The following is a 20,311-nucleotide window of genomic DNA, read 5'->3' as shown; positions in this document are numbered from 1 at the left end:
TGCACCTACAGCGACATGGCGACTACGGCACCGGTGCGGTGCCTGCATCGGTCGAACCGGGAGCCTCACGTGAACCAGCAGCCGCCAGCATTCACCGCGGAGTCGGCCGAGCTGTTCCACAGCCTGCCGGTGGCGCTGGCCGCGCTGGATGCGCGGGGGACTGTGCTGGAGGCCAACGCCGCGCTGTGCGCGATCCTGGGCTATACCCGCGCCGAGATCACCGAGCTGACCTGGGCCGACCTGCACGCGCCGCAGGATCCGGACGGTTCCTTCGCCGACTGCGGCGGCCGGGCGGGCCACCTGCACCGCCTGATCGGCAAGCACGGGGAACAAGTGGTCTGCGACATCAGTTCGGCCGCCTCTCCGCAGCAGAACGGCGAGCGGGTGTGGCTGACGACGTTCGTCGATGTCGGTGAGCGGCAGCAGCGGACCGGGCAGTTCGAGCCCGCGGCGCCGCACGCCTCGTTGGAGCAGCAGCTCCGGGAGGCGATCGCGCACGACCAGCTCACCGTGCACTACCAGCCCGTCGTGGACCGGGCGGGGTACGTCAGCAGTGCAGAAGCGCTGGTGCGGTGGCCGCACCCGCAGCACGGGCTGCTGTTTCCCAGCAGCATCATGCCCGCCGCACGGCACGCCGGTCTGCTGCCCGAACTCGACGAATGGGTGCTGCGCGCCGCGCTGCAGCAGGCCACGGCCTGGCCTGCGTGCGGGGACCGCCCGGTGGGGATCGCGATCAACCTGGGCAGCCAGCTGCTGCACGACCCGGCGTTCGACGAGCTGCTCGCCGAGATCGTCGCCGCTTGCGGCCTGCCGTGGGACCGCCTGATCCTGGAGATCACCGAGACCGATCTGCTCGACCTCGCCCCGGCCACCCATGGCGCCATCACCGGCCTGGTCGAACGCGGGGTGCGGTTCGCGGTGGACGACTTCGGCACCGGCTACTCCTCGCTGGAGCGGCTCAAGGACCTGCCCGTGCAGGCCATCAAGCTCGACCGCAAGTTCGTCTCCGGCGTCGAGGACGATCCGGTGGACACCGCGATCGCCGGTGCCGCGCTGAGCATCGCCCGCGCCCGCGGCAGCGTCTGCGTCGCCGAAGGGGTGGAAACCGCAGGGCAGCTGCACCGGCTCGCCGGTTTCGGTTACGACAAGTTCCAGGGGTTCCTGTTCTCGCCTGCGGTGCCCGCGCCCGAGTTCCGCGCCCTGATCGGTCGTCCGCTCCCGTCCGGTACGGGCGAGCGGTCGGTCGCCGCTGGATTGGTCAACACCGGCTCCCGCGCGGCTCGTGACTCGCCGCGGCCGACCGGGCACGCCGGGTAAGATCGGCCGCGTCCGGGGCCGGTTCAACGGCCCGCCAGTCGCAGGAGGCCGTGCGGATGACAGCCGATCGCATTCCCGCCGCCGAACCGCCCGGCCTCGGCGGCTTGCTCGCGCGGCTGCGCGCGTCCGGGGTCTCGATGGTCGAACTGTCCTTCGCGGACAACGCCGGAGTGGTCCGGTCGAAGGCGGTTCCGCTGGAGCGGCTCGGCACCGCGTCCCACTACGGGATCGGTGTCTCGCCGTGCTTCGAGACGTTCTGCTTCGACGACGAGATGGTCTACGGCCGTCACCTCGGCGGCCCGGACGGCGACCTGCGGCTGATCCCCGATCTCGGGCGACTGGTGCCGCTGGCCGCGCAGCCCGGCTGGGCATGGGCGCCGGTCGACAAGTTCGTGCAGGAAGGCGGGCGCTTCACCGCCTGCCAGCGGGCGTTCGCCCGGAACCAGGCGGCGGCGCTGCAGAGCTCGGGGCTGTCGGTGCGTGCCGCGGTCGAACACGAGTGGGCGCTTGGTGCGGGCGGAACCGAGGAATTCGTCCCCGCCGTCGTCGGTCCCGCGTACGGCCAGACGCGCCTCGAAGGTGCCGCGGAGTACGCGCGGGAGCTGGTGCACACCCTGCACGCCCAAGGATTGCCGGTAGAGCAGTTCCATCCGGAATACACCTCGGGACAGGTGGAGCTGTCGGTGTCCGCGGCCGATCCGGTGGCCGCGGCCGACGACGCGATCTTGGTGCGGCACACCGCCCGGCAAGTGGCGCGCCGCCACGGCTGGCGGGCGAGCTTCGCGCCGTGCGTGGTGCCGGGGATGCCGGGTTCCGGCGCGCACGTGCAACTGTCCGTCCACGACGACGCGGGCAACCTGTTCACCGGCGGCGACGGGCCGCACGGCCTGCGCCGGGAAGCCGAGGCCTTCCTGGCCGGTGTGCTGGTGGAACTGCCTGCGCTGCTGGCGGTCGGGGCCGGGAACCCGGCGAGCTTCCTGCGGATGGTGCCGTCCCGCTGGGCCGGGGTCTGGCAGGCGTGGGGCCGGGAGGCCAGGGAATCCGCGATCCGCCTCGTCCCCGGTGTGCGCGGAACCGCCGAGTGGGCGGCGAACGCGGAGGTGAAGTGCTTCGACGCCACCGCGAACCCCTACCTGGTGATGGGCAGCGTGCTCGCCGCCGGAGCGGCGGGTGTTCGCCGCGGGTTGCGGCTGCCCGCGGAGACCACCGGTGACCCGGCACTGCTCGAAACGCAAGACGTGCCGCGGCTGCCTGCCACCGGGGCGGACGCGGCCGAGGCGCTGGCGAACTCCGCCGTGCTGGCCGAAGCCATGGGCGAGGTGCTGCACGATGCGGTGGTGACGGTGCGCCGAGCCGAAGCGCGCCGCTTCGGTTCGGCAAGCGCGGACGAGCTGGTGGCCGCCACCCGGTCCCGCTGGTAGGTCGCCGTGCTCACCGACGGGCTCCCGCTGCTCGACCAGCACTGCCACGGCGTGCGCGACGCCGACCTGGACCGGGCCGGCTTCGAACTGCTGCTGACGGAGGCCGACCGGGTGGTGCCGGGCCGCAGCCCGTTCGAGTCGATGCTCGGTGTCACGCTGCGCAGGCTGTGCGCGCCGGTGCTGGACCTGCCGCGGCACGCGCCCGCCGAGGACTACCTGGCCCGGCGGGCCGCGCTGGGCTGGCGCGAGGTCAGCCGTCGCCTGCTGCGCGCCTCGGGAACCACGACCTGGCTGGTCGACACCGGGTTGAACACGCCACCGTTGACCGGCGTCGCCGAGCTCGCCGATCTCGGTGGCGGGCACGCGCGGGAGGTCGTGCGCCTGGAAGCCGTCGCCGAACAGGTCGCGGAACGCGGGGTGCCGGCCGCATGCCTGGCGGCCGAGGTGGAGCGGGAGATCCGCTCGCAGGCGGCGAACGCGATCGGGCTCAAAAGCGTCGTGGCCTACCGCTGCGGCTTGCGGATGCCGGATCGACGCCCGGGCTCCGGGCAGGTGGATTCGCGGGCCGCGGCGTGGTTGTCCGGACCGGACCGCAGGCTGCGGGATCCGGTGCTGCTGGCTTGGCTGGTGCACCTGGGCGCCTCGATCGGGGCCGAGCTGGGTTTGCCGTTGCAGCTGCACACCGGGTTCGGCGACCCGGACTTGCGGTTGCACGAGGCGGATCCGCTGCTGCTGACCGACTTCATTCGATCCACAGTGGATACTGGTCCGACGCTGGTGCTGCTGCACTGCTGGCCGTTTCACCGCAACGCCGCATACCTGGCGCACGCTTACCCGCACGTGCTGGTCGATCTCGGACTGACGATCCCGCACGTGGGTGCGCAGGCCGCCGCGGTGCTGGCCGAAACGCTGGAAATCGCGCCGTGGCCCGCCGTCTGCTTCTCATCGGACGGGTTCGGACTGCCCGAGCTGCACCACCTCGGCGCGCTGCTGTGGCGCGAGCGGTTCGGGCGCCTGATCGACCGGTGGCTCGGCGAGGACGTGCTGGCCGCAACCGACGCGGAACGGCTCGTCCGCGGGATCGCCGGCGGCAACGCTGCCCGCGCCTACGGGCTCGGCGGGGAATGGCCGTGAGTTCGTCCACTGTGTCCTGAGAGTTCCGATCCGCATCGGTGACCACTACGGCAACGAGCTGGTCACCTTCCTGCACCGGCCCCGGCTCGACGTGGCCGACCCGGCCGAGCTGATCGCCGCGACCGAGGGCGTGACCGCGTCGTTCGTCCGCGAGTGGGTGCGCCGCACGATCGTCACCCAGCTGTCGGAAGGGGTGGCCGAGCCGGTCCTCGACGAAGCCCGCTTGCGCGCCACGCTCGAGGAGCTGACCCGGCAGGGCCACCGACTCACCGGCCGCCTCCTCGGCGGCACCTGATTCGTCCCTTTAGGACGGAGCGGCTGCTCGGCGGTTTCCCCGCGAGTCGCGGGCGATCCGGGTGACGCCGCCGAGGACGAGCCGGGCGATCAGCGGGTTCGGAACCGGCGCCGAGATCGGGGGACCACGCCGATCGTGCCATGGTCGGCGGCCTCCGGGTTGTTCATTCTGCTCGCATGCGTCGCGTCGTTGCTGTTCACCCGGCCCTGGCCCGCCTGCGGGCGCTGACCGGGCGGCTGGTCGCCAACCTGCGCGAGTTCGGCGCCGTCCAAGCCGAGCTGCACGAGCGGCGGATGCTGGCCGAACAACCGTGGCGGGAGGAGCTGCTGCACTGGTGCCACGACGGCCGTCAGTGGCGGTTGCACGGCGACCGCATACCGGTGACCGCTGTGCGCTCCAGCAGCCGCAGCGGCTGGTGCCCGGTCCGGCATCGCGCCGGGTAGCGCGAGCCGAGTCAGCGGCGGCGAGGTTTGCCGCGCTTGCCGTTCGGCGCGCGAGGACCCGGCCGGGGCTTCGCGGCCGACTTGCGGGCTGCCGGATTGCGGACTGCGGGCTTCTTGCCGTCGCGCTCGGTCTTCTTGCGCTTGGCCGGTGCCTGCTCGTGCTGGCGACCGCGGGTGCTGTTGACCGTGCGGCCGCGGACGATGCCGATGAACTGCTCCATCAGGTCGGTCGTCTCGTCCTCCAGCCAGGACAGCGCCACACCGGACTGCGGAACCTCGGCCAGCGGCCGATAGGTGAGGTCTTTGCGGTGGTGCAGCCGGGCGAGCGACTGCGGCACGACCAGCAGCCCGACACCGGCCGCCACCAGCTGGATCGCGTCCGCGGTCGTGGCCGGGCGCTCGATCGCGGGCCGTCCGGGTGGTTGCTCCCAATCGAGTGTGTCGTCGTGGGGATGCAGCAGGATCTCGTCCGCCAGGTCCGCAGGACCGACCTCGTCGGCCGCGGTCACCACGTGGTCCTTGGGTGTGACCACCACGGTCGTCTCGGTGTAGAGCGGGATCGCGTGCAGGCCGGTCTTGTCGATCGGCAGCCGCAGCAGGACCGCGTCGGCTTCGCGTTCGCGCACCATGCCGTCGGCGCCGGCAGCGGGTACCTGGACGAGGTGCAGCGGCACCCCGGGCACCCGTTCCTGCCACTTGCGCACCCACTTGTCGGGCGTCACGCCCGGAACGTAGGCGAGCGTGAAAGACGCGTCGGCTGCCACACCGCCAGGCTACCGGCCGCCGTCTTCCGGGCGTCGGTGCCGGGGCCGGTCGCCCGGCCGATACCCTGGGGTCATGACGTCGCGCAAGACCAGCCAGACGATGAAGCCCGCCACCGCCGCGAAGAAGCTCAGCGTCTACCTCGAAGCCACGCCCGCGGAGTTCCAGGAGGGCGTGGTCTCGCGCGACGAGCTCAACGCGCTGCAGGCCGACCCGCCCGAGTGGTTGCAGGAACTGCGCCGCGACGGCCCGCACCCGCGGCAGGTCGTGGCGGCGCGGCTGGGCGTTTCGATCGGTGCTCTCGCGCGGGGCGGGATCACCGAGCCGCTGACCACCGAGCAGATCAAGGCGTTGAAGGCGGAAATGCCGGAGTGGCTCGAGCACGAGCGCGCCAACCAGGCCGAGGTCCGCAAGGAAGCCGCCCGCCAGAAGGAGAAGGCCGCCCAGCAGGCGAATCCCGCGCAGCGTCGGCGCTAGCAGTCCTGAGCCGAGCTGATCCCGCGTTGCCGGGCGAAGCGCACTCGCCGCTCGCGGACCACATCGGACGGTCTTGATCAGCAAGCCGCGCGGGCATCAGCGCGCCGCTGCACCGGGGAGTTCCGCCTCCGATTCGCGCGGCGCACCGGGTGCCGGGGCCGCGACCGGCTCCGCGGTGTCCTCGGCGGCCATCGCGTCGGCGCGCTCGGCGGAATTGCGGTCGGCCAGCACGCGTCGCGCGCGATCCAGGTCGAGGTTGCCGTCCCATTTCGCGATGGCCAGCGTCGCGACGGCGTTGCCGTAGAAGTTCACCAGCGCGCGGCACTCGGACATGAACTTGTCGATGCCGAAGATCAGCATGATGCCCGCGGCGGGCACCGTGCCGATGGTGGACAGCGTCGCGGTCAGCGCGATGAAGCCGCCTCCGGCGACGCCCGCGGCGCCTTTGGAGGTCAACAGCATGATCGCGAGCAGGCCGAGCTGCTGGCCGATGCTCAGCGGGGTGTCGGTGGCCTGGGCGATGTAGAGCGTGGCCAGCGACAGGTAGATCGCCGCACCGTCCAGGTTGAAGCTGTACCCGGTGGGCACCACCAGGCCCACGGTCGCGCGTTCGGCGCCCATGAACGTCATCTTGCGCATCAGGCCCGGCAGCGCGGGCTCGGCGGTCGAGGTCCCGAGCACCAGGAAGAACTCGTCCTTGAGGTAGCGCAGCAGCGCGAAGATGTTCAGCCGGACGTAGGCGGCGAGGAACCCGCCGAGCACGACGAGCACGAACACGATCGAAGTTGCGTAGAACAACGCGATCAACGAGCCGAGACTGCTCAAAGTGGACAGTCCGAACGCGCCGACGGCGTAGGCCATCGCGCCGAAAGCGCCCAGCGGCGCGGCTTTCATCACGAAGCTCAGCACCTTGAACACGACCTCGGTGAGCCGGTTGACCCCGGCCACGATCGGCTCGCCGACCGCGCCGACCGCCTTGATCGCGATGCCGAACAGCACCGCCAGGAAGATGATCTGCAGGATGTCGCCCTCGACGAACGCGCCGAAGAAGCTCTCCGGCACGAGCTGGGTGAACACGTCCCACCAGTGCCGGCCTTCGCCCTGCTCGACGTACTGCTGCGCGGTCCCGGACGCCTGGATCTTGGCGGGATCGGCGTGCACGCCTTCGCCGAGGCGCGCGATGTTGATGGCCACCAGGCCGATCAGCAGCGCGACGATGGTGCCCACCTGGAAGTAGGTGAGCGCTTTCAGGCCGGTCATGCCCACCTTGCGCAGATCGGCGACGTTGGCGATGCCGCCGATGATCGTCAGGAACACGATCGGCCCGATGAGCATCTTCATCGCCGCGATGAAGGTGGTGCCGATCGGCTGCATGGCCGAACCGATGTCGGGCCACTGCCAACCGACCAGGACGCCGATGACGATCGCGGCGAGCACCTGCACGTACAGCTGGCGGTACCAGCGCCTCGGCCTTGGCCGGTGCTGGTCCGTCCGGTGCTGGTCCGGCCGCTGTCGGGCGGGGTCCGGTTCGGCCGGTGCGGTATGCGCCATTGCATTCTCCTGCACGTCGAGGGATCGCGGGTGGCGCGGCGGTTGGCGGCGGGACGACCCCGGGGAAACGTGCGATCACGGTGCAGCCGGGGACCGCGGCGCGTCCAAGAGTAAGTTGCTAACCGACTCATAGGCTCCGCCGATGAAAGCCACCGACGAACGCACTGCCAGGGAAAACGGAGGTCGTGCATGGACACCCGGCAGCTGGAGTACTTCCTCGCGGTCGTCGACCACGGCGGATTCGGACGCGCCGCCGAGGCGCTGCACCTGGCGCAACCCTCGCTGTCGCAGGCGATAGCGGGCCTGGAGCGCGAACTCGGCGTGCCGCTGTTCCACCGGGTGGGCCGCGGAGTGGTGATCAGCGACGCCGGGACGGAACTGGTCGGCCCGGCCCGTCAGGTGCTGCGCGACCTGCGCACCGCCCGCTCCGCGGTGGACTCGGTGTGCGGCCTGCTGCGCGGCAGGGTGGAGCTGGCCACCATGCCGTCGCCCGGTGTGGAACCGCTGGGCACGCTGACCCGGTCGTTCTCCCGCGAGCATCCCGGTGTGACCGTCGGCGCCGAGGCCGCGTTCACCCCGGACGAGGTGGTGGCGCAGATCCGCAACGGCGTCTGCGAACTCGGCCTGATCGGCGCGCCCGAGGTGCCGCGGCCGCCCGGGGTGCAGGTGCACGAGCTGGAATCGCAGGAATTCTTCCTCGTCGGTGCCGGTGACGTCGAATTCCCCGAAGGCGACCCGGTTTCGCCGTCCGCGCTGGCCGGCGCGCGCATGATCGTGTCCCCGCCGGGAAGTCTCATGCGGCGGATCGTCGACGACGTGCTCGCCGCGGGCGTGGACCTGCGGATCGCCGCGGAGGTCGCGCACCGCACATCGGTCCTGCCGCTGGTGCTGCAAGGCGTCGGCCTGGCCGTGCTGCCCGCTGGGTGGGTACCGCTGGCGCGGCGTGCGGGCGCGCGGATCGCCCGCATCGAGCACTCCGCCCAGCTGCACATCGCACTGGTCAGCCGTACGGCTGCGCTGACGCCGACCGCGAGCGCTTTCCTCGCGGTGGCGCGCGGTCATCGCCCGGCGGATTACCTGGCTCAGATCGCCTCGGATAGCCGCTGCCTATGAATCGGATCGCGAACGCGTGTTGGACGCTGCTCGGCTGAGCGGGCTTGACTCGGTGCACCACGAAAACCGGACCCGGGAGCCGCACCGATGTCATCCACCCGCACGTTCCGCATCGCCGCGATCCCCGCCGACGGGGTGGGAGCCGAGGTCGTGGCGGCCGGGCGCACCGTTCTCGACGCGATGGCGCAGGATTCCGGCGGCGCGTTTGCCTTCGATTGGACCGAGTTCGACTGGGGCTGCGAGTACTACACCAGGACCGGCCGGATGATGGCCGAGGACGGTCTGGAGCAGCTGGCCGGCTTTGACGCGATCTACTTCGGCGCGGTCGGCTGGCCGTCGGTGCCGGATCACACCAGTCTGTGGGGGTTGCGGCTGAACATCTGCCAGAACTTCGACCAGTGGGCGAACATCCGTCCGGTCCGGTTCCACCGCGGCATCACGTCGCCGCTGCGCAAGGCCGATGAGTCCGAGTTGGACTGGGTCGTGGTGCGGGAGAACAGCGAGGGCGAGTACGCCGGGCTGGGCGGGCGCAACCTGTCCGGCCGGGGGGCGGGCAACGAGGTTGCGTTGCAGACCGCGTTGTTCACCGAGCGCGGGTGCGAGCGGATCATCCGGTTCGCCTTCGACCTCGCGCGGACCCGTACTCGCAAGAAGGTCTCTTCGGTGACCAAGAGCAATGCCCAGCAGTACGGCATGGTGCTGTGGGACGAGATCTTTGAACGGGTCGCGGGCGATTATCCCGATGTGGAGACCGAGAGCGTGCTGGTCGATGCGATGGCGGCGAAGTTCGTGCTGAATCCGGAAGAACTCTCCGTCGTGGTCGCGTCGAATCTCAACGCGGACATCCTGTCCGACCTCGGTTCGGCGTTGGCGGGCAGTCTCGGTCTGGCCGCGAGCGCGAACCTCAACCCGGACCGCCGGTTCCCGTCGATGTTCGAGCCGGTGCACGGTTCCGCGCCGGACATCGCCGGGCAGGGGCTGGCGAACCCGGCAGGTGCCATCGGCAGCGCCGCGCTCATGCTGGAGCACTTCGGGCTCGCCGCCGAGGCGGCGCGGCTGAACGCGGCGATCGAGGCGACCGCGGCCGCAGGCGTGCGCACGCCCGACGTCGGCGGCACCGCCAAGACCGGCGACGTCACCGGAGCGATCCTGGAACACCTCCGCCGCTGACGGCTGGTTCGAGAAGCCCCCGGCGATTCGGCCGCTTCGTCCGCAATGCCCATATTATGGGAAATCCGCGGGTAACGGATCGGTGCAAACTCGGTGTGGACCACGCCGCCCGTAGATAGGTTCAGCTCCCGTACAACATCCGAGAGCGGACCGAATGGCGGCAGCATGAAGCCGACGAGTACGGATCACGAACCTTACGTGCCCGCGAGCTCGAGCCCGCGGGAGATCACCGCCAAGGCCGTCGTGCTCGGCATCGTGCTGGCGGCGGTCCTCGCCGGGGCCAACGCCTACCTCGGGCTCAAGGTCGGGCTGACCGTGTCCGCCTCGATCCCGGCGGCGGTGATCTCGATGGCGGTGCTGCGGATGCTGCGCGGCGCCACCGTGGTGGAGAACAACATCGTGCAGACCGCGGCATCGGCCGGTGAGGCGCTGGCCGCGGGAGTGATCTTCACGCTGCCCGCGCTGGTGCTGCTGGGCTACTGGAACGGGTTCCCGTTCCTGCCGGTGGCCACGATCGCGTTGTGCGGCGGCGTGCTCGGCGTGCTGTTCACCGTGCCGCTGCGGCGCGCGCTCATCGTCGAGAAACCGTTGCGGTTCCCCGAAGGCGTGGCCACCGCCGAAGTGCTCAAAGCGGGGCAGCGCGGTGGGCGCAGCGCCCGCTACATCACGATCGCCGGTCTCGCGGGCGCGTTGCTGAAGTTCGCGCAGACCGGGCTGGGCATCGCGTCCGGCACCGTCACCGGGGCGGTGAAAGCCGGTGGCGTGGTCATCGGCCTCGGCAGCGAGCTCGGCGTCGCGTTGCTGGGCGTCGGCTACATCGTGGGCCTGAACATCGCCGTTCTCGTCTTCGCGGGCGGTGCGCTGGCCTGGTTCGCGGGAATCCCGCTGTACATGGCGCTGGCGGATCCCGTTGCGCTGCAAGGGATCGTCGGCGACGCCACCGGTTTCGACGCGGCGGAGGCCGTGTGGGACGAGCAGATCCGGTACCTCGGCGTCGGCGCGATGGCCGTGGGCGGGGTGTGGGCGCTGCTGTCGGTCGTGCGGCCGATGGTGACCAGCATCCGCTCGTCGATCAGCGCGGTCCGCGCCGCGCGCAGCGGCGAAGGCGCCGATGTGCCGCGCACCGAACGCGACATCCCGGCGAACTGGCTCGGCTACGGCACGCTCGTGATGGCGGCGCCGGTGCTGCTGGTGTTCCTGTTCGTGGTGGACCGTTCGCGGCTGGAGATCGGCAGCGGCGTGTTCGCCGGGACGCTCGCCTTCGGCCTGGTTTTCGCGCTGCTGGCCGGGTTCGTGTTCTCGTCGGTTTCCGGGTACATGACCGGGCTGGTCGGTTCGTCGAACAATCCGGTGTCCGGCGTGACCGTGCTGACGCTGCTGACGAGTTCGCTGGTGCTGCTGGGCATCCTCGGCACCCAGATCGATTTCGGCGCCGACGAGGCCAAGGCGACCATAGGCGCGGCCACGGCGGTGCTGATCTCCGGCGTGGTCAGCTGCGCGGCGGCGATCGCCGGGGACAACCTGCACGACCTCAAGACCGGGCGGTTGCTCGGCGCGACGCCGTTCAAGCAGCAGATCATGCTGATCGTGGGCGTCGTGGTCTCCGCGCTGTGCATCGCGCCGATCCTGTCGGTGCTCTACGCGGCCTACGGGATGGGCAACTCGTTCCCGCGATCCGGCATGGACCCGTCGCAAGCGTTGCAGGCGCCGCAGGCGGCGCTGATGAGTTCCATCGGCGAGGGCGTTTTCGGCGGCGGGCTGCCCTGGGCGATGATCGCCGGGGGCGGCGTGCTGGCCGTGCTGCTGATCGTGGCCGACCAGGTTCTCCAGCGCCGCGAGGCGTCGTTCCGGATGCCCGTGCTCGCCGTCGCCGTCGGGTTGTACCTGCCGCTGGAGCTGTCGGTGCCGATCTTCGTGGGCGGCGTGATCGCCCATCTCGTCGCTCGCCGCAAGCGTGGCGCGGACAACGGTCCGGGAGTCCTGTTCGCCTCCGGGCTCATCACCGGTGAGGCGCTGGTGGGCATCGTGCTCGCCATTCCGTTCGCCATCGCGCAGAGTTCGGACGTGTTCGCGATCGCGCCGTCGGCGCTCGGGATGTCCGAGGGTGCGTTCACCGTTCTCACGAACACGTTGGGGATCGCGGCGTTCCTGTTCTTCGTGGTGTGGCTGTACCGCACCGCGCGCAAGGAGGAATAGCCCGCGGGCCCGGCAGAAACCGCTGTCCATTGAGGACTCGTAGCCCGTGTGCCGGGCTCAGCCCGGCAGAGGCGAGACAGGACCAGGCCGCGGGTCCCGGAAGACGTGGAAGGTGTCGATCACGACGTCTACGGCCTGCGCATCCTGATCGCCGATGACGCCCTCACCCCTGCAGGAACCGCGCGCTGGGCACGGTGAGCTTGGTCGTCGCTGAGCAGGTCGGCTGCCGCAGGGTCCAGGGCACCAGGCGCAACGGTCGCCTCACCGCGCAGGATGCCGGTGAACAAGCGGTGCCCGAGGACCATGTGGTTGACCAAGTCGCGGACCTCCCACTCCGGGCAGGGCGTGGGGTTGTTCCACTCGCCCGGTCCGACGCCGTCGATCAGGTCGGCGACGGTGCCGAGGACGGCTCTGAGGTCTTCGACGGGCACCGCTGTCATCAGAGTCCCTCCACAAGGGCCGGTGAGTTGGCCGAACGGTACCGGAACGTCCGCGTGCGTCGGGCGCAGCCGCCGCGCGATCACGGTCCGAATCGGATCGCCCACCGTCGGCACTACCCGGCGCAGTTCGCATTCGGGACATGGGACAGTGGTCGGCATGAAGCCGATGTCCAAAGTGGCCCGGAAGCTCGGCAGGCAACCGTGGTTCGCCGCGCTGGGGAAGAAGCTGGTGCCGCTCGACCTCGCGATGCAGCAGCGCACCGGCGGGCGGGTCAGCCTGGCGAAGCTGGCGGGGCAGTCGTCGCTGGTGCTGAGCACCACCGGCCGCCGCAGCGGGAAGGTCCGGCAGGTGCCGCTGCAGTACGTGCCGCACGGCGAGGAGTTCGTGCTGATCGGCTCGAACTGGGGCGGCGAGAAGCACCCCGGCTGGTCGGCGAACCTGCTGGCGAATCCGGAGGCGAGCGTGCGCGTGGACACGCGGGAAATCCCGGTGCGCGCCAGGCTGATCACCGGCGCGGAGCGCGAGCGCCTGTGGCGCGACGTGATCACCGCGGCCTGGCCGGCCTACGACGACTACGCGGCTCGCGCGCCGCACCGCGAGCTGCGGGTGTTCGTGCTCAGCCCGCGCTGACCTTCTTGGCGCCGAGCACGATCGTCCAGCCCAGCTCGCCGCGGTGGCTCAGGTAGTCGTTGCGGAATCGCCGCGAATCGGCCAGCACCGAATCCCGCTCCGGATGCTCCGGGTTGCGCTTCGCCCAGTCGAGCACGTTCTTCCAGTGCTGCGACTCGTAGCGGTCCCAATCGTCGGTGCTGGCCGAGACGAGCCCGGTGACCTCGAAGTCGAGTTCCTCGGCGATGTGCACCAGCTCGGACAGCGAGGGCAACTCGTCGCCGGCGGAGTCGTCCAGCGAATGCAGCTCGCCGATCGCGAGCCTGCCGCCATCGGCCAGCGCGCCCGCCAGCCACTCCAGCGCCTGCCGGTAGCCGCCGAACGCGAAGCTCGCGCCGAGGCAGCTGCCGACCGTGCTGGCGCCCGGCTCCGGCTCGAACTCCGCGGCAGGGCCGAGCACGGTGCGCAGCCGCTGGCGCACCCCGGCGGCCGCCGCGCGCTGTTCGGCGGCCGCGGTGAAATCCGCGTTGATCTCCAGGCCGACGACGTCGGCTCCGAGCTTGGCCAGCTCCACCGCCCAGAAACCGCGCCCGGATCCGACGTCCAGCACCCGGTCGCCCGCGCCGATCTCCAAGTGCTCGGCGACTTCGCCGAGCTTCGCCGGGCTGGTGGGGTTCTGCACCTCGTGCCCGGACTCGGCGATGGCGACGTATTCGGTCTCGTTCATCGGCGATCACTGTAACGGACCGCGCACACCGGTTTTGCGCGATGCCGACCGGATGGCGCCTGGGCGCGGTCGCGCAGCCGCGGAAAAGTTGCGGGCAGCTGTGGTGGACTCGACAGGAGGCCAGATGACCCCTGCGCGCGCACGTCGAAGCGGTGCCGCGAGGAGGTTCCCGCGGACCGGCCGGTTCCGGCCCCCGCCGCGGATGGGCGAATGCCCGCAAGGGGGCGAGCACGTGCTGATGCCGAAGCAAGGCGGCGGGATGGTGTGCATCAAGTGCAACGAAGAATGGGGCTGCGACGGCGAATGGGGCTGCGACGGCGAACACGACACCGGCAGGCACGATCCGCCGTGACGGCTTCCGGCGGGAAACGGACCGCACTGCTCGTTTTTCGCGGACCGATGAGTCGTTCACTCGAATTCCGGGAACCTGATCGGGTTACGAATTCCGCCAAGTGGCGCGAAATCGGCTCGCAACGGCCCACCCCGGTGCGAGCGGGGCGCGGCAGGCCGCCCGAGCACGACCCGCGGCTGACCGCGCTGATGCCCGGGTGCCCGGTACTCGGAAATCCCCGGCGCGTACGTGCTCTCGACGCTCGACGAGCCCGAAGCGGTAGCGGGCGAGATGACCGAGTTCCTCAGCTCCACACCGGCGGGCACCGCGACCTGATTCCCGAGTCCGCCCGGATTCTGCGAGGCTGCGCGAGGCAACGACGATCCTGCGCCGCCGTAACGACCCTGCGCCGTGCCGACGCGGTAACGGCTCTGGCGGCGATGACATGAAAGGATCCGGGACGTGGCGGACCTGGACTGGGCGGTGTTCGACCTCAACGGCACGCTGCTCGACCCGGCGGCGCTCAGCGCCGCGCTGCCCGCGCCGTGCAACGGCGAACAGGTGGGCCTGGACCTGCTCGACGAGACCGTGCAGCGGGCGATGGTCGACACGCTCGTCGGCCAGTACCTGCCGTTCGCGGACTACCTGCGGTCCGCCGTGACGCGGCGGTTGCAGCTGGCCGGGCTCACCGCCGAATCCGGCGTCGTGCAGGCAGCGGTCGAAACCGCAGGCCGGATGCCGCCCTACCCGGAAGTGCCGGACGCGCTGGCGCTGCTGCGCGAGGCCGGGCTGCGGATCGCCACGGTCACCAACAGCACCACCGCGACCGCCGAAGCCGCGCTGGAAGCCGCCGGGCTGCGCGAGCGCTTCGACGTGGTCACCGGAAGCGACCGGCCGCGTGCCTACAAACCCGCGCCGGAGGTCTACCGAAGCGGTCTGGAAAGGATCGGGACCGATGCGTCCCGTGCGGTGATGATCGCCTCGCACGGTTGGGACCTGCACGGTGCGAAAGCCTCCGGCATGGCCACCGCATGGGTTGCACGCAAGGAGCGGCTGTTCCTCGGCTCGTTGAGCGAACCGGACTTCACCGGCTCCGACGTGCTCGACGCCTGCCGCGCCATCACCCGCGCCTGAACGCGCGAGGCGGTCACTCGCCCGTACCCGCCGGGCACGGCGCTTCGGGCATTCCCACCAGGCAGCGCAGGCACGGCATCCCCCAAGGCCGGTCGGCGACCTCGGCGACGTCGGCCGGGATCACCTGGCCGCACGCGGTCGTCCAATATGCGGCGTCGTCGGTGCCGGGCTCGGTCAGCGCCAGGTGAGCTTGCCTGCGCGATTCACCGACCACTCCGGGCTGGTAGCGGACCGCGATCGGCCGCCCCTCCCGCGCGGGCAGCTCTCCGCCGGAGTGAGCATCCTCCGAATCGTCGGACATGGTTCACCTCCGGGGGCTGCGACGCGGCCGGTGACCGCGAGTGACGTGAAATCCGTGATTCCGCTACCGAGCAGGGTAACGACCGCCGCCACTCGCCCGCGGGTGGTCGGGCCGATCGGCGACTTCCACCGCCGAGCGTGACCGCACGCCGCCGATCGTCCCGAATTCGACCCGATGACCGGCATCGCGGACGCCGGCGGCACACGGCTGAACGGAGCAGTCGCGGCTAGTCTCACCAGCGGTCACCGGGGTCTAGGGGGTGAATCGTGGCGGAGGATCCGCGCGATTACGACGCACCGCAGCTGCCGCGCCGATCACGTGCCGTGATCGCCGGTCGGGTTGGTTTCGCGTTGCTGTCGGTGCTGGTGCTGGCGGTCACCGGGTACGGATGGGCGAACTACGGCGAACTGCGCTGGGCGCTGAGCACCAGTTCCGCCACCGACGGCGCGGCCGCCGACGGGGCCACCGACATCCTGCTGGTCGGGCTGGACAGCCGCACCGACTCGCAGGGCAGGCCGCTGCCGGACGACGTGCTGCGGCGGCTGCGCGCGGGCGACAACCCGGCGAACCTCACCGACACGCTGATGCTGGTGCACATCCCGTCGAACGGCGCGGGTGCCACCGCCATGTCGCTGCCGCGCGACACCTACACCAGCATCCCCGGCCACGGCGAGCACAAGATCAATTCGGCGTACGGGCGCGGCAAGAGCCAGGCCGCGGAGGCGCTCACCGGTGTCGCCGATCCCGCTGAGCGGGAGCGGCGGGCCGCCGACGCAGGCCGCAGGACCCTCACCGACACCGTGCAGCAGTTGACCGGCGTGCAGGTCGACCACTACGCCGAAGTGAACCTGCTCGGCTTCGCCCAGCTCACCGAGGCGATCGGCGGCGTGCCGGTGTGCCTGCGCGAGGCCGTGCACGACCCGTACTCCGGTGCCGACTTCCGCGCCGGGCACCAGCTGATCTCGGGTGCGCAGGCGCTGTCGTTCGTGCGGCAGCGGCACGGACTGCCTCGTGGCGACCTGGACCGGATGGTGCGCCAGCAGGCGTTCCTCGCCGGGTTCGTGCGCACCGCGACCTCCGGTGGGTTGCTGGCCCAGCCCGCCAAGCTCGGCGGGCTGATCGACTCGGCGCGGCGTTCGATCGTGCTGGACCGGGACTGGGACCTGCTCGCGTTCGCGCAGCGGATGCAAGGGCTCGCGGCCGGGGACGTGGCGTTCTCCACGATCCCGATCCAGGACGCCGCCTACGACACCCCGGACGGGGAGGCGGTGCGGGTGGATCCGCTGGAGGTGAGCCGCGCCGTGCACCACGCGGCGCACGGCAGGCCGGCGCCCGCGCAGGAAACAGGGGAGTCCGGCCAGGAAACGGGAGAGACGGCGCAGGAAACGGGAGAGGCCCCCACCGGCGCCGCCGAGACCACCGGCGAAGGCGCGAGTACTCCCGAAACCGGCGAGGGCAGTGCGCCCACGACCGGTGAGACCGGCGGTCGCGAGACGCAAACCGGCGAGCAGGGCACCGCCGAAACCGGAACCGGATCGCCCAGCACTGGCGCACCGGGCACCGCCGAAACCGGATCGGCCGAGACCGGAACCGGCGAAACCACCGGACGCGCCCCCGCGACCAGCGAGCACCCGGTGAGCACGGCGACCGGCCGGACGACGCCCCGGACGACGTCGGAGTACTCAGCCGAACCGGAGACGAGCGACTCGCAGCAGTCCACCGGCGAAACCTCCGCGCCGCAGCCGCAGACCGAAGCGACGAGCGCCGGGACCGAGCCGACGAGCCCCGATCCGACCAGCCCCGATCCGACCGGCCCAGCACAGCCGGTCCCGCCCGATGCCCTCAACGCGGGCGGCCTCACCTGCGTGAACTGACCGCCCCGACGCACGAAGCCGGACCGCGGCACGGCGCAAGACGGCCCCGGCGCGCTTGTGGCGCACCGGGGCCGTCGTACGTTACCTGCCGGATCGGCAGGTGCCTTCAGGAGCGGATCATGTTCCGCAGCACGTACTGCAGGATGCCGCCGTTGCGGTAGTAGTCCGCCTCACCGGGGGTGTCGATGCGCACCGGCGCCTCGAACTCCACGGTGGACCCGTCGGCCTTGGTGGCCACGACGTGCACCGCGGCAGGAGTCTCGCCCTCGTTGAGCTTGGTGATGCCGGAGAGGTCGAAGGTCTCGGTGCCGTCCAGGCCCAGCGACTTCGCCGTGGAACCGGCCGGGAACTGCAGCGGGATGACGCCCATGCCGATCAGGTTCGAGCGGTGGATCCGCTCGAAGGACTCGGCGATGACCGCCTGCACGCCCAGCAGCCGGGTGCCCTTGGCGGCCCAGTCGCGGGAGGAACCGGAGCCGTACTCCTTGCCGCCCAGCACGACCAGCGGCGTGCCCTCCGCGGCGTAGTTCTGCGCGGCGTCGTAGATGAACGCCTGCGGCCCGCCGTCCTGCGTGAAGTCGCGGGTGTAGCCGCCCTGCACGTCGTCCAGCAGCAGGTTGCGCAGCCGGATGTTGGCGAAGGTCCCGCGGATCATCACCTCGTGGTTGCCGCGGCGCGAGCCGTAGGAGTTGAAGTCCTTGCGGTCGATGCCGTGCTCGCTGAGGTACTTGCCCGCGGGCGAGTCCGGCTTGATCGCACCGGCCGGGGAGATGTGGTCGGTGGTGACCGAGTCGCCCAGCAGCGCCAGCACGCGCGCACCGGAGATGTCCGAGACCGGCTCCGGCTCCATGCCCATGCCCTCGAAGTACGGGGGCTTGCGCACGTAGGTGGATTCGGTGTCCCACTCGAAGGTCTCGCCCTCGGGCGTGGGCAGCGAGCGCCAGCGCTCGTCCCCGGCGAACACGTCGGAGTAGTCCTTGGTGAACATCTCCTGGGTGATCGCGGAGTCCATGACCTCCTGGATCTCCTTGGGCGAGGGCCAGATGTCGCGCAGGAACACCGGCTTGCCCGCGGTGTCGTGGCCCAGCGGGTCGGTCTCGAAGTCGAAGTCCATCGAGCCCGCCAGCGCGTAGGCGATCACCAGCGGCGGCGAGGCCAGGTAGTTCATCTTGACGTCGGGGTTGATCCGGCCCTCGAAGTTGCGGTTGCCGGACAGCACCGAGGTGACCGCGAGGTCGTTCTGCTGGATCGCCGCGGAGATCTCCTCCGGCAGCGGCCCGGAGTTGCCGATGCAGGTGGTGCAGCCGTAGCCGACCAGGTGGTAGCCCAGCTTCTCCAAGTACGGCCAGAGCCCGGCCTTCTCGTAGTAGTCGGTGACGACCTGCGAGCCCGGGGCCATCGAGGTCTTCACCCACGGCTTGCGGGTCAGGCCCTTGTCCACGGCGTTGCGCGCCAGCAGCGCGGCACCCAGCATCACCGACGGGTTCGAGGTGTTCGTGCAGGAGGTGATCGAGGCGATCACCACGGCACCGTGGTCGAGCTCGAATTCGCCCAGCTCGTCCGAGGACACCTTGATCGGGTTGGTGGAGCGGCCGGAGGCGCCGTCGGCGGCCGAGGCCAGCTTCGGCTTGTCGCCTTCGCCGCGGTGGGTCACCGAGACGGGGTCGCTGGCCGGGAAGGACTCCTCGCCGGCCTCGTCCAGCGCGGCGTCATCGGCGTTCTGGACCTGCACGTAGTCGGTCAGCGACTTGCGGAACGACGGCTTGGCGTCGGAGACCTCGATGCGGTCCTGCGGGCGCTTCGGGCCGGCGATCGAGGGCACGACCGACGAGAGGTCCAGCTCCAGCAGCTCGGAGTACTGCGGCTCGTGGTCCGGGTCGTGCCAGAGTCCCTGCTCCTTGGCGTAGGACTCGACCAGGTCGACCTGCTCGGCGGGGCGGCCGGTGAGCTTGAGGTAGCGGATCGTCTCCTCGTCGATCGGGAAGATCGCCGCGGTGGAGCCGAACTCCGGGCTCATGTTGCCGATGGTGGCGCGGTTGGCCAGCGGCACCGAGGCCACGCCGGAGCCGTAGAACTCGACGAACTTGCCCACCACGCCGTGTTCGCGCAGCATCTGCGTGATCGTGAGCACCACGTCGGTGGCGGTCGCACCCGGCGGGATCTCGCCGGTGAGCTTGAAGCCCACCACCTTCGGGATGAGCATCGACACCGGCTGGCCCAGCATCGCGGCCTCGGCCTCGATGCCGCCGACGCCCCAGCCCAGCACGCCCAGGCCGTTGACCATCGTGGTGTGCGAGTCGGTGCCCACGCAGGTGTCCGGGTAGGCCTGGCCGTTGCGGCTCATGATCGAGCGGGCCAAGTGCTCGATGTTCACCTGGTGCACGATGCCGGTGCCGGGCGGGACGACCTTGAACTCGTCGAAGGCGCCCTGGCCCCAGCGCAGGAACTGGTAGCGCTCCTTGTTGCGGCCGTACTCGAACTCGACGTTGCGCTCGAAGGCGTCCGGCTTGCCGAACACGTCGATGATCACCGAGTGGTCGATGACCAGCTCCGCGGGCGCCAGCGGGTTCACCTTCGAGGTGTCGCCGCCCAGCTCGGAGACCGCTTCGCGCATGGTGGCGAGGTCGACCACGCAGGGCACGCCGGTGAAGTCCTGCATGATCACCCGCGCGGGGGTGAACTGGATCTCGGTCGAAGGCTCGGCCTCGGGATCCCAGTCCGCGAGCGCGCGCACGTGCTCGGCGGTGATGTTCGCACCGTCCTCGGTGCGCAGCAGGTTCTCCAGCAGGATCTTGAGGCTGTAGGGCAGCCGTTGCGCACCGGCGACCGCGCTGAGCCGGAACACCTCGTAAGAGGCGTCACCGACGTTCAGCGTGCCGCGGGCGCCGAAGCTGTCCTTGCTCGCAGGTGCAGTCACGTTCAACTCCATGTCGCGACGGGCGCAAGTCAGTTCGGGAACGACCGGGAGTCTCGCGCACGTCGGCCGAGCGTGCGCGCAGCCCCTCGGGTCGCGTG

At 70.7% G+C, this 20,311-nt stretch carries 19 protein-coding genes; 13 read left to right on the top strand and 6 right to left on the bottom strand.

From position 1 onward, the window contains the following. Positions 1–69 precede the first annotated feature (69 nt). The 5 genes from INP57_RS23920 to INP57_RS23900 all read left to right on the top strand — a co-directional run bounded on the left by INP57_RS23920 (position 70) and on the right by INP57_RS23900 (position 4,610). The gene (locus INP57_RS23920) at positions 70–1,317 is read left to right on the top strand and encodes an EAL domain-containing protein (RefSeq protein ID WP_200072568.1); all 1,248 of its coding nucleotides are present in this window, start codon (positions 70–72) and stop codon (positions 1,315–1,317) included. A gap of 56 nt (positions 1,318–1,373) precedes the next feature. After that, complete coding sequence (locus INP57_RS23915) at positions 1,374–2,738, top strand: type I glutamate--ammonia ligase (RefSeq protein WP_200072567.1); 1,365 nt, start codon at positions 1,374–1,376, stop codon at positions 2,736–2,738. Between the two features lie 6 nt (positions 2,739–2,744). Continuing rightward, positions 2,745–3,872: an amidohydrolase family protein gene (locus INP57_RS23910; RefSeq protein ID WP_200072566.1), complete on the top strand. Its 1,128-nt coding sequence runs from the start codon at positions 2,745–2,747 to the stop codon at positions 3,870–3,872. A 91-nt stretch (positions 3,873–3,963) separates the two neighbouring features. Continuing rightward, positions 3,964–4,167, top strand: a complete 204-nt coding sequence (locus INP57_RS23905; RefSeq protein ID WP_200072565.1) for a hypothetical protein — start codon at positions 3,964–3,966, stop codon at positions 4,165–4,167. Positions 4,168–4,343: 176 nt separating this feature from the next. Next, entirely contained in the window at positions 4,344–4,610 is a 267-nt protein-coding gene (locus INP57_RS23900) for a hypothetical protein (protein ID WP_200072564.1), read from the top strand. 11 nt (positions 4,611–4,621) lie between these two features. On the opposite strand, the gene INP57_RS23895 is transcribed toward INP57_RS23900, so the two are convergent. After that, positions 4,622–5,374, bottom strand: a complete 753-nt coding sequence (locus INP57_RS23895; protein WP_200072563.1) for a LysR family substrate-binding domain-containing protein — start codon at positions 5,372–5,374, stop codon at positions 4,622–4,624. Between the two features lie 73 nt (positions 5,375–5,447). On the opposite strand from INP57_RS23895, the gene INP57_RS23890 reads away from it, so the two are divergent. Next, positions 5,448–5,849, top strand: coding sequence for a DUF5997 family protein (locus INP57_RS23890; RefSeq protein WP_200072562.1), 402 nt, complete (start codon positions 5,448–5,450; stop codon positions 5,847–5,849). Between the two features lie 96 nt (positions 5,850–5,945). Here the strand turns inward: INP57_RS23890 and dctA are convergent, their stop codons facing one another. Beyond that, a complete protein-coding gene (gene dctA, locus INP57_RS23885; protein ID WP_200072561.1) occupies positions 5,946–7,400 on the bottom strand; it encodes a C4-dicarboxylate transporter DctA in 1,455 nt (484 codons plus the stop codon). Positions 7,401–7,589: 189 nt separating this feature from the next. Here dctA and INP57_RS23880 point away from each other — a divergent pair, with 189 nt between their 5' ends. The 3 genes from INP57_RS23880 (at position 7,590) to INP57_RS23870 (ending at position 11,879) form a co-directional block, all read left to right on the top strand. Then, complete coding sequence (locus tag INP57_RS23880; protein WP_200072560.1) at positions 7,590–8,513, top strand: LysR family transcriptional regulator; 924 nt, start codon at positions 7,590–7,592, stop codon at positions 8,511–8,513. 87 nt (positions 8,514–8,600) lie between these two features. After that, positions 8,601–9,683: a tartrate dehydrogenase gene (locus INP57_RS23875; RefSeq protein WP_200072559.1), complete on the top strand. Its 1,083-nt coding sequence runs from the start codon at positions 8,601–8,603 to the stop codon at positions 9,681–9,683. 198 nt (positions 9,684–9,881) lie between these two features. Next, the gene (locus INP57_RS23870; RefSeq protein WP_307850248.1) at positions 9,882–11,879 is read left to right on the top strand and encodes an OPT family oligopeptide transporter; all 1,998 of its coding nucleotides are present in this window, start codon (positions 9,882–9,884) and stop codon (positions 11,877–11,879) included. A gap of 128 nt (positions 11,880–12,007) precedes the next feature. On the opposite strand, the gene INP57_RS23865 is transcribed toward INP57_RS23870, so the two are convergent. Further along, positions 12,008–12,319, bottom strand: a complete 312-nt coding sequence (locus INP57_RS23865; protein WP_200072557.1) for a maleylpyruvate isomerase family mycothiol-dependent enzyme — start codon at positions 12,317–12,319, stop codon at positions 12,008–12,010. Between the two features lie 157 nt (positions 12,320–12,476). Between INP57_RS23865 and INP57_RS23860 the strand changes: the two genes are divergently transcribed. Next, positions 12,477–12,950, top strand: a complete 474-nt coding sequence (locus INP57_RS23860; protein WP_200072556.1) for a nitroreductase/quinone reductase family protein — start codon at positions 12,477–12,479, stop codon at positions 12,948–12,950. On the opposite strand, the gene INP57_RS23855 is transcribed toward INP57_RS23860, so the two are convergent. Further along, the gene (locus tag INP57_RS23855; RefSeq protein WP_200072555.1) at positions 12,937–13,656 is read right to left on the bottom strand and encodes an SAM-dependent methyltransferase; all 720 of its coding nucleotides are present in this window, start codon (positions 13,654–13,656) and stop codon (positions 12,937–12,939) included. The genes INP57_RS23860 and INP57_RS23855 overlap by 14 nt on opposite strands. A gap of 124 nt (positions 13,657–13,780) precedes the next feature. Here INP57_RS23855 and INP57_RS23850 point away from each other — a divergent pair, with 124 nt between their 5' ends. Further along, positions 13,781–14,008, top strand: coding sequence for a hypothetical protein (locus INP57_RS23850; RefSeq protein WP_200072554.1), 228 nt, complete (start codon positions 13,781–13,783; stop codon positions 14,006–14,008). A gap of 441 nt (positions 14,009–14,449) precedes the next feature. Next, the gene (locus tag INP57_RS23845) at positions 14,450–15,121 is read left to right on the top strand and encodes a haloacid dehalogenase type II (RefSeq protein WP_200072553.1); all 672 of its coding nucleotides are present in this window, start codon (positions 14,450–14,452) and stop codon (positions 15,119–15,121) included. 13 nt (positions 15,122–15,134) lie between these two features. Here INP57_RS23845 and INP57_RS23840 read toward each other — a convergent pair whose 3' ends face one another. Then, a complete protein-coding gene (locus INP57_RS23840) occupies positions 15,135–15,422 on the bottom strand; it encodes a hypothetical protein (RefSeq protein ID WP_233628148.1) in 288 nt (95 codons plus the stop codon). Between the two features lie 266 nt (positions 15,423–15,688). Between INP57_RS23840 and INP57_RS29800 the strand changes: the two genes are divergently transcribed. Further along, positions 15,689–17,296, top strand: a complete 1,608-nt coding sequence (locus INP57_RS29800; protein ID WP_307850247.1) for an LCP family glycopolymer transferase — start codon at positions 15,689–15,691, stop codon at positions 17,294–17,296. 106 nt (positions 17,297–17,402) lie between these two features. Here the strand turns inward: INP57_RS29800 and INP57_RS23830 are convergent, their stop codons facing one another. Then, positions 17,403–20,225, bottom strand: a complete 2,823-nt coding sequence (locus tag INP57_RS23830; protein ID WP_200072552.1) for an aconitate hydratase — start codon at positions 20,223–20,225, stop codon at positions 17,403–17,405. Between the last annotated feature and the right edge of the window lie 86 nt (positions 20,226–20,311).

Origin of the sequence: Saccharopolyspora galaxeae (genome assembly GCF_016526145.1) — a bacterium.
In the GTDB taxonomy this organism is placed as follows: Bacteria; Actinomycetota; Actinomycetes; order Mycobacteriales; family Pseudonocardiaceae; genus Saccharopolyspora_C; species Saccharopolyspora_C galaxeae.
Note: the sequence above shows the minus strand (reverse complement) of the source record. Positions and strands in the feature narration are given on the sequence as shown.

What these genes read in the sequence shown, in the direction of transcription:
- INP57_RS23915 (WP_200072567.1), top strand. Translation starts at nt 1,374, where the DNA reads ATGACAGCCGATCGCATTCCCGCCGCCGAACCGCCCGGCCTCGGCGGC.
- INP57_RS23900 (WP_200072564.1), top strand. Translation starts at nt 4,344, where the DNA reads ATGCGTCGCGTCGTTGCTGTTCACCCGGCCCTGGCCCGCCTGCGGGCG.
- INP57_RS23890 (WP_200072562.1), top strand. Translation starts at nt 5,448, where the DNA reads ATGACGTCGCGCAAGACCAGCCAGACGATGAAGCCCGCCACCGCCGCG.
- dctA (WP_200072561.1), bottom strand. Translation starts at nt 7,400, where the DNA reads ATGGCGCATACCGCACCGGCCGAACCGGACCCCGCCCGACAGCGGCCG.
- INP57_RS23880 (WP_200072560.1), top strand. Translation starts at nt 7,590, where the DNA reads ATGGACACCCGGCAGCTGGAGTACTTCCTCGCGGTCGTCGACCACGGC.
- INP57_RS23875 (WP_200072559.1), top strand. Translation starts at nt 8,601, where the DNA reads ATGTCATCCACCCGCACGTTCCGCATCGCCGCGATCCCCGCCGACGGG.
- INP57_RS23865 (WP_200072557.1), bottom strand. Translation starts at nt 12,319, where the DNA reads ATGACAGCGGTGCCCGTCGAAGACCTCAGAGCCGTCCTCGGCACCGTC.
- INP57_RS23860 (WP_200072556.1), top strand. Translation starts at nt 12,477, where the DNA reads ATGAAGCCGATGTCCAAAGTGGCCCGGAAGCTCGGCAGGCAACCGTGG.
- INP57_RS23855 (WP_200072555.1), bottom strand. Translation starts at nt 13,656, where the DNA reads ATGAACGAGACCGAATACGTCGCCATCGCCGAGTCCGGGCACGAGGTG.
- INP57_RS23850 (WP_200072554.1), top strand. Translation starts at nt 13,781, where the DNA reads ATGACCCCTGCGCGCGCACGTCGAAGCGGTGCCGCGAGGAGGTTCCCG.
- INP57_RS23840 (WP_233628148.1), bottom strand. Translation starts at nt 15,422, where the DNA reads ATGTCCGACGATTCGGAGGATGCTCACTCCGGCGGAGAGCTGCCCGCG.
- INP57_RS23830 (WP_200072552.1), bottom strand. Translation starts at nt 20,225, where the DNA reads ATGGAGTTGAACGTGACTGCACCTGCGAGCAAGGACAGCTTCGGCGCC.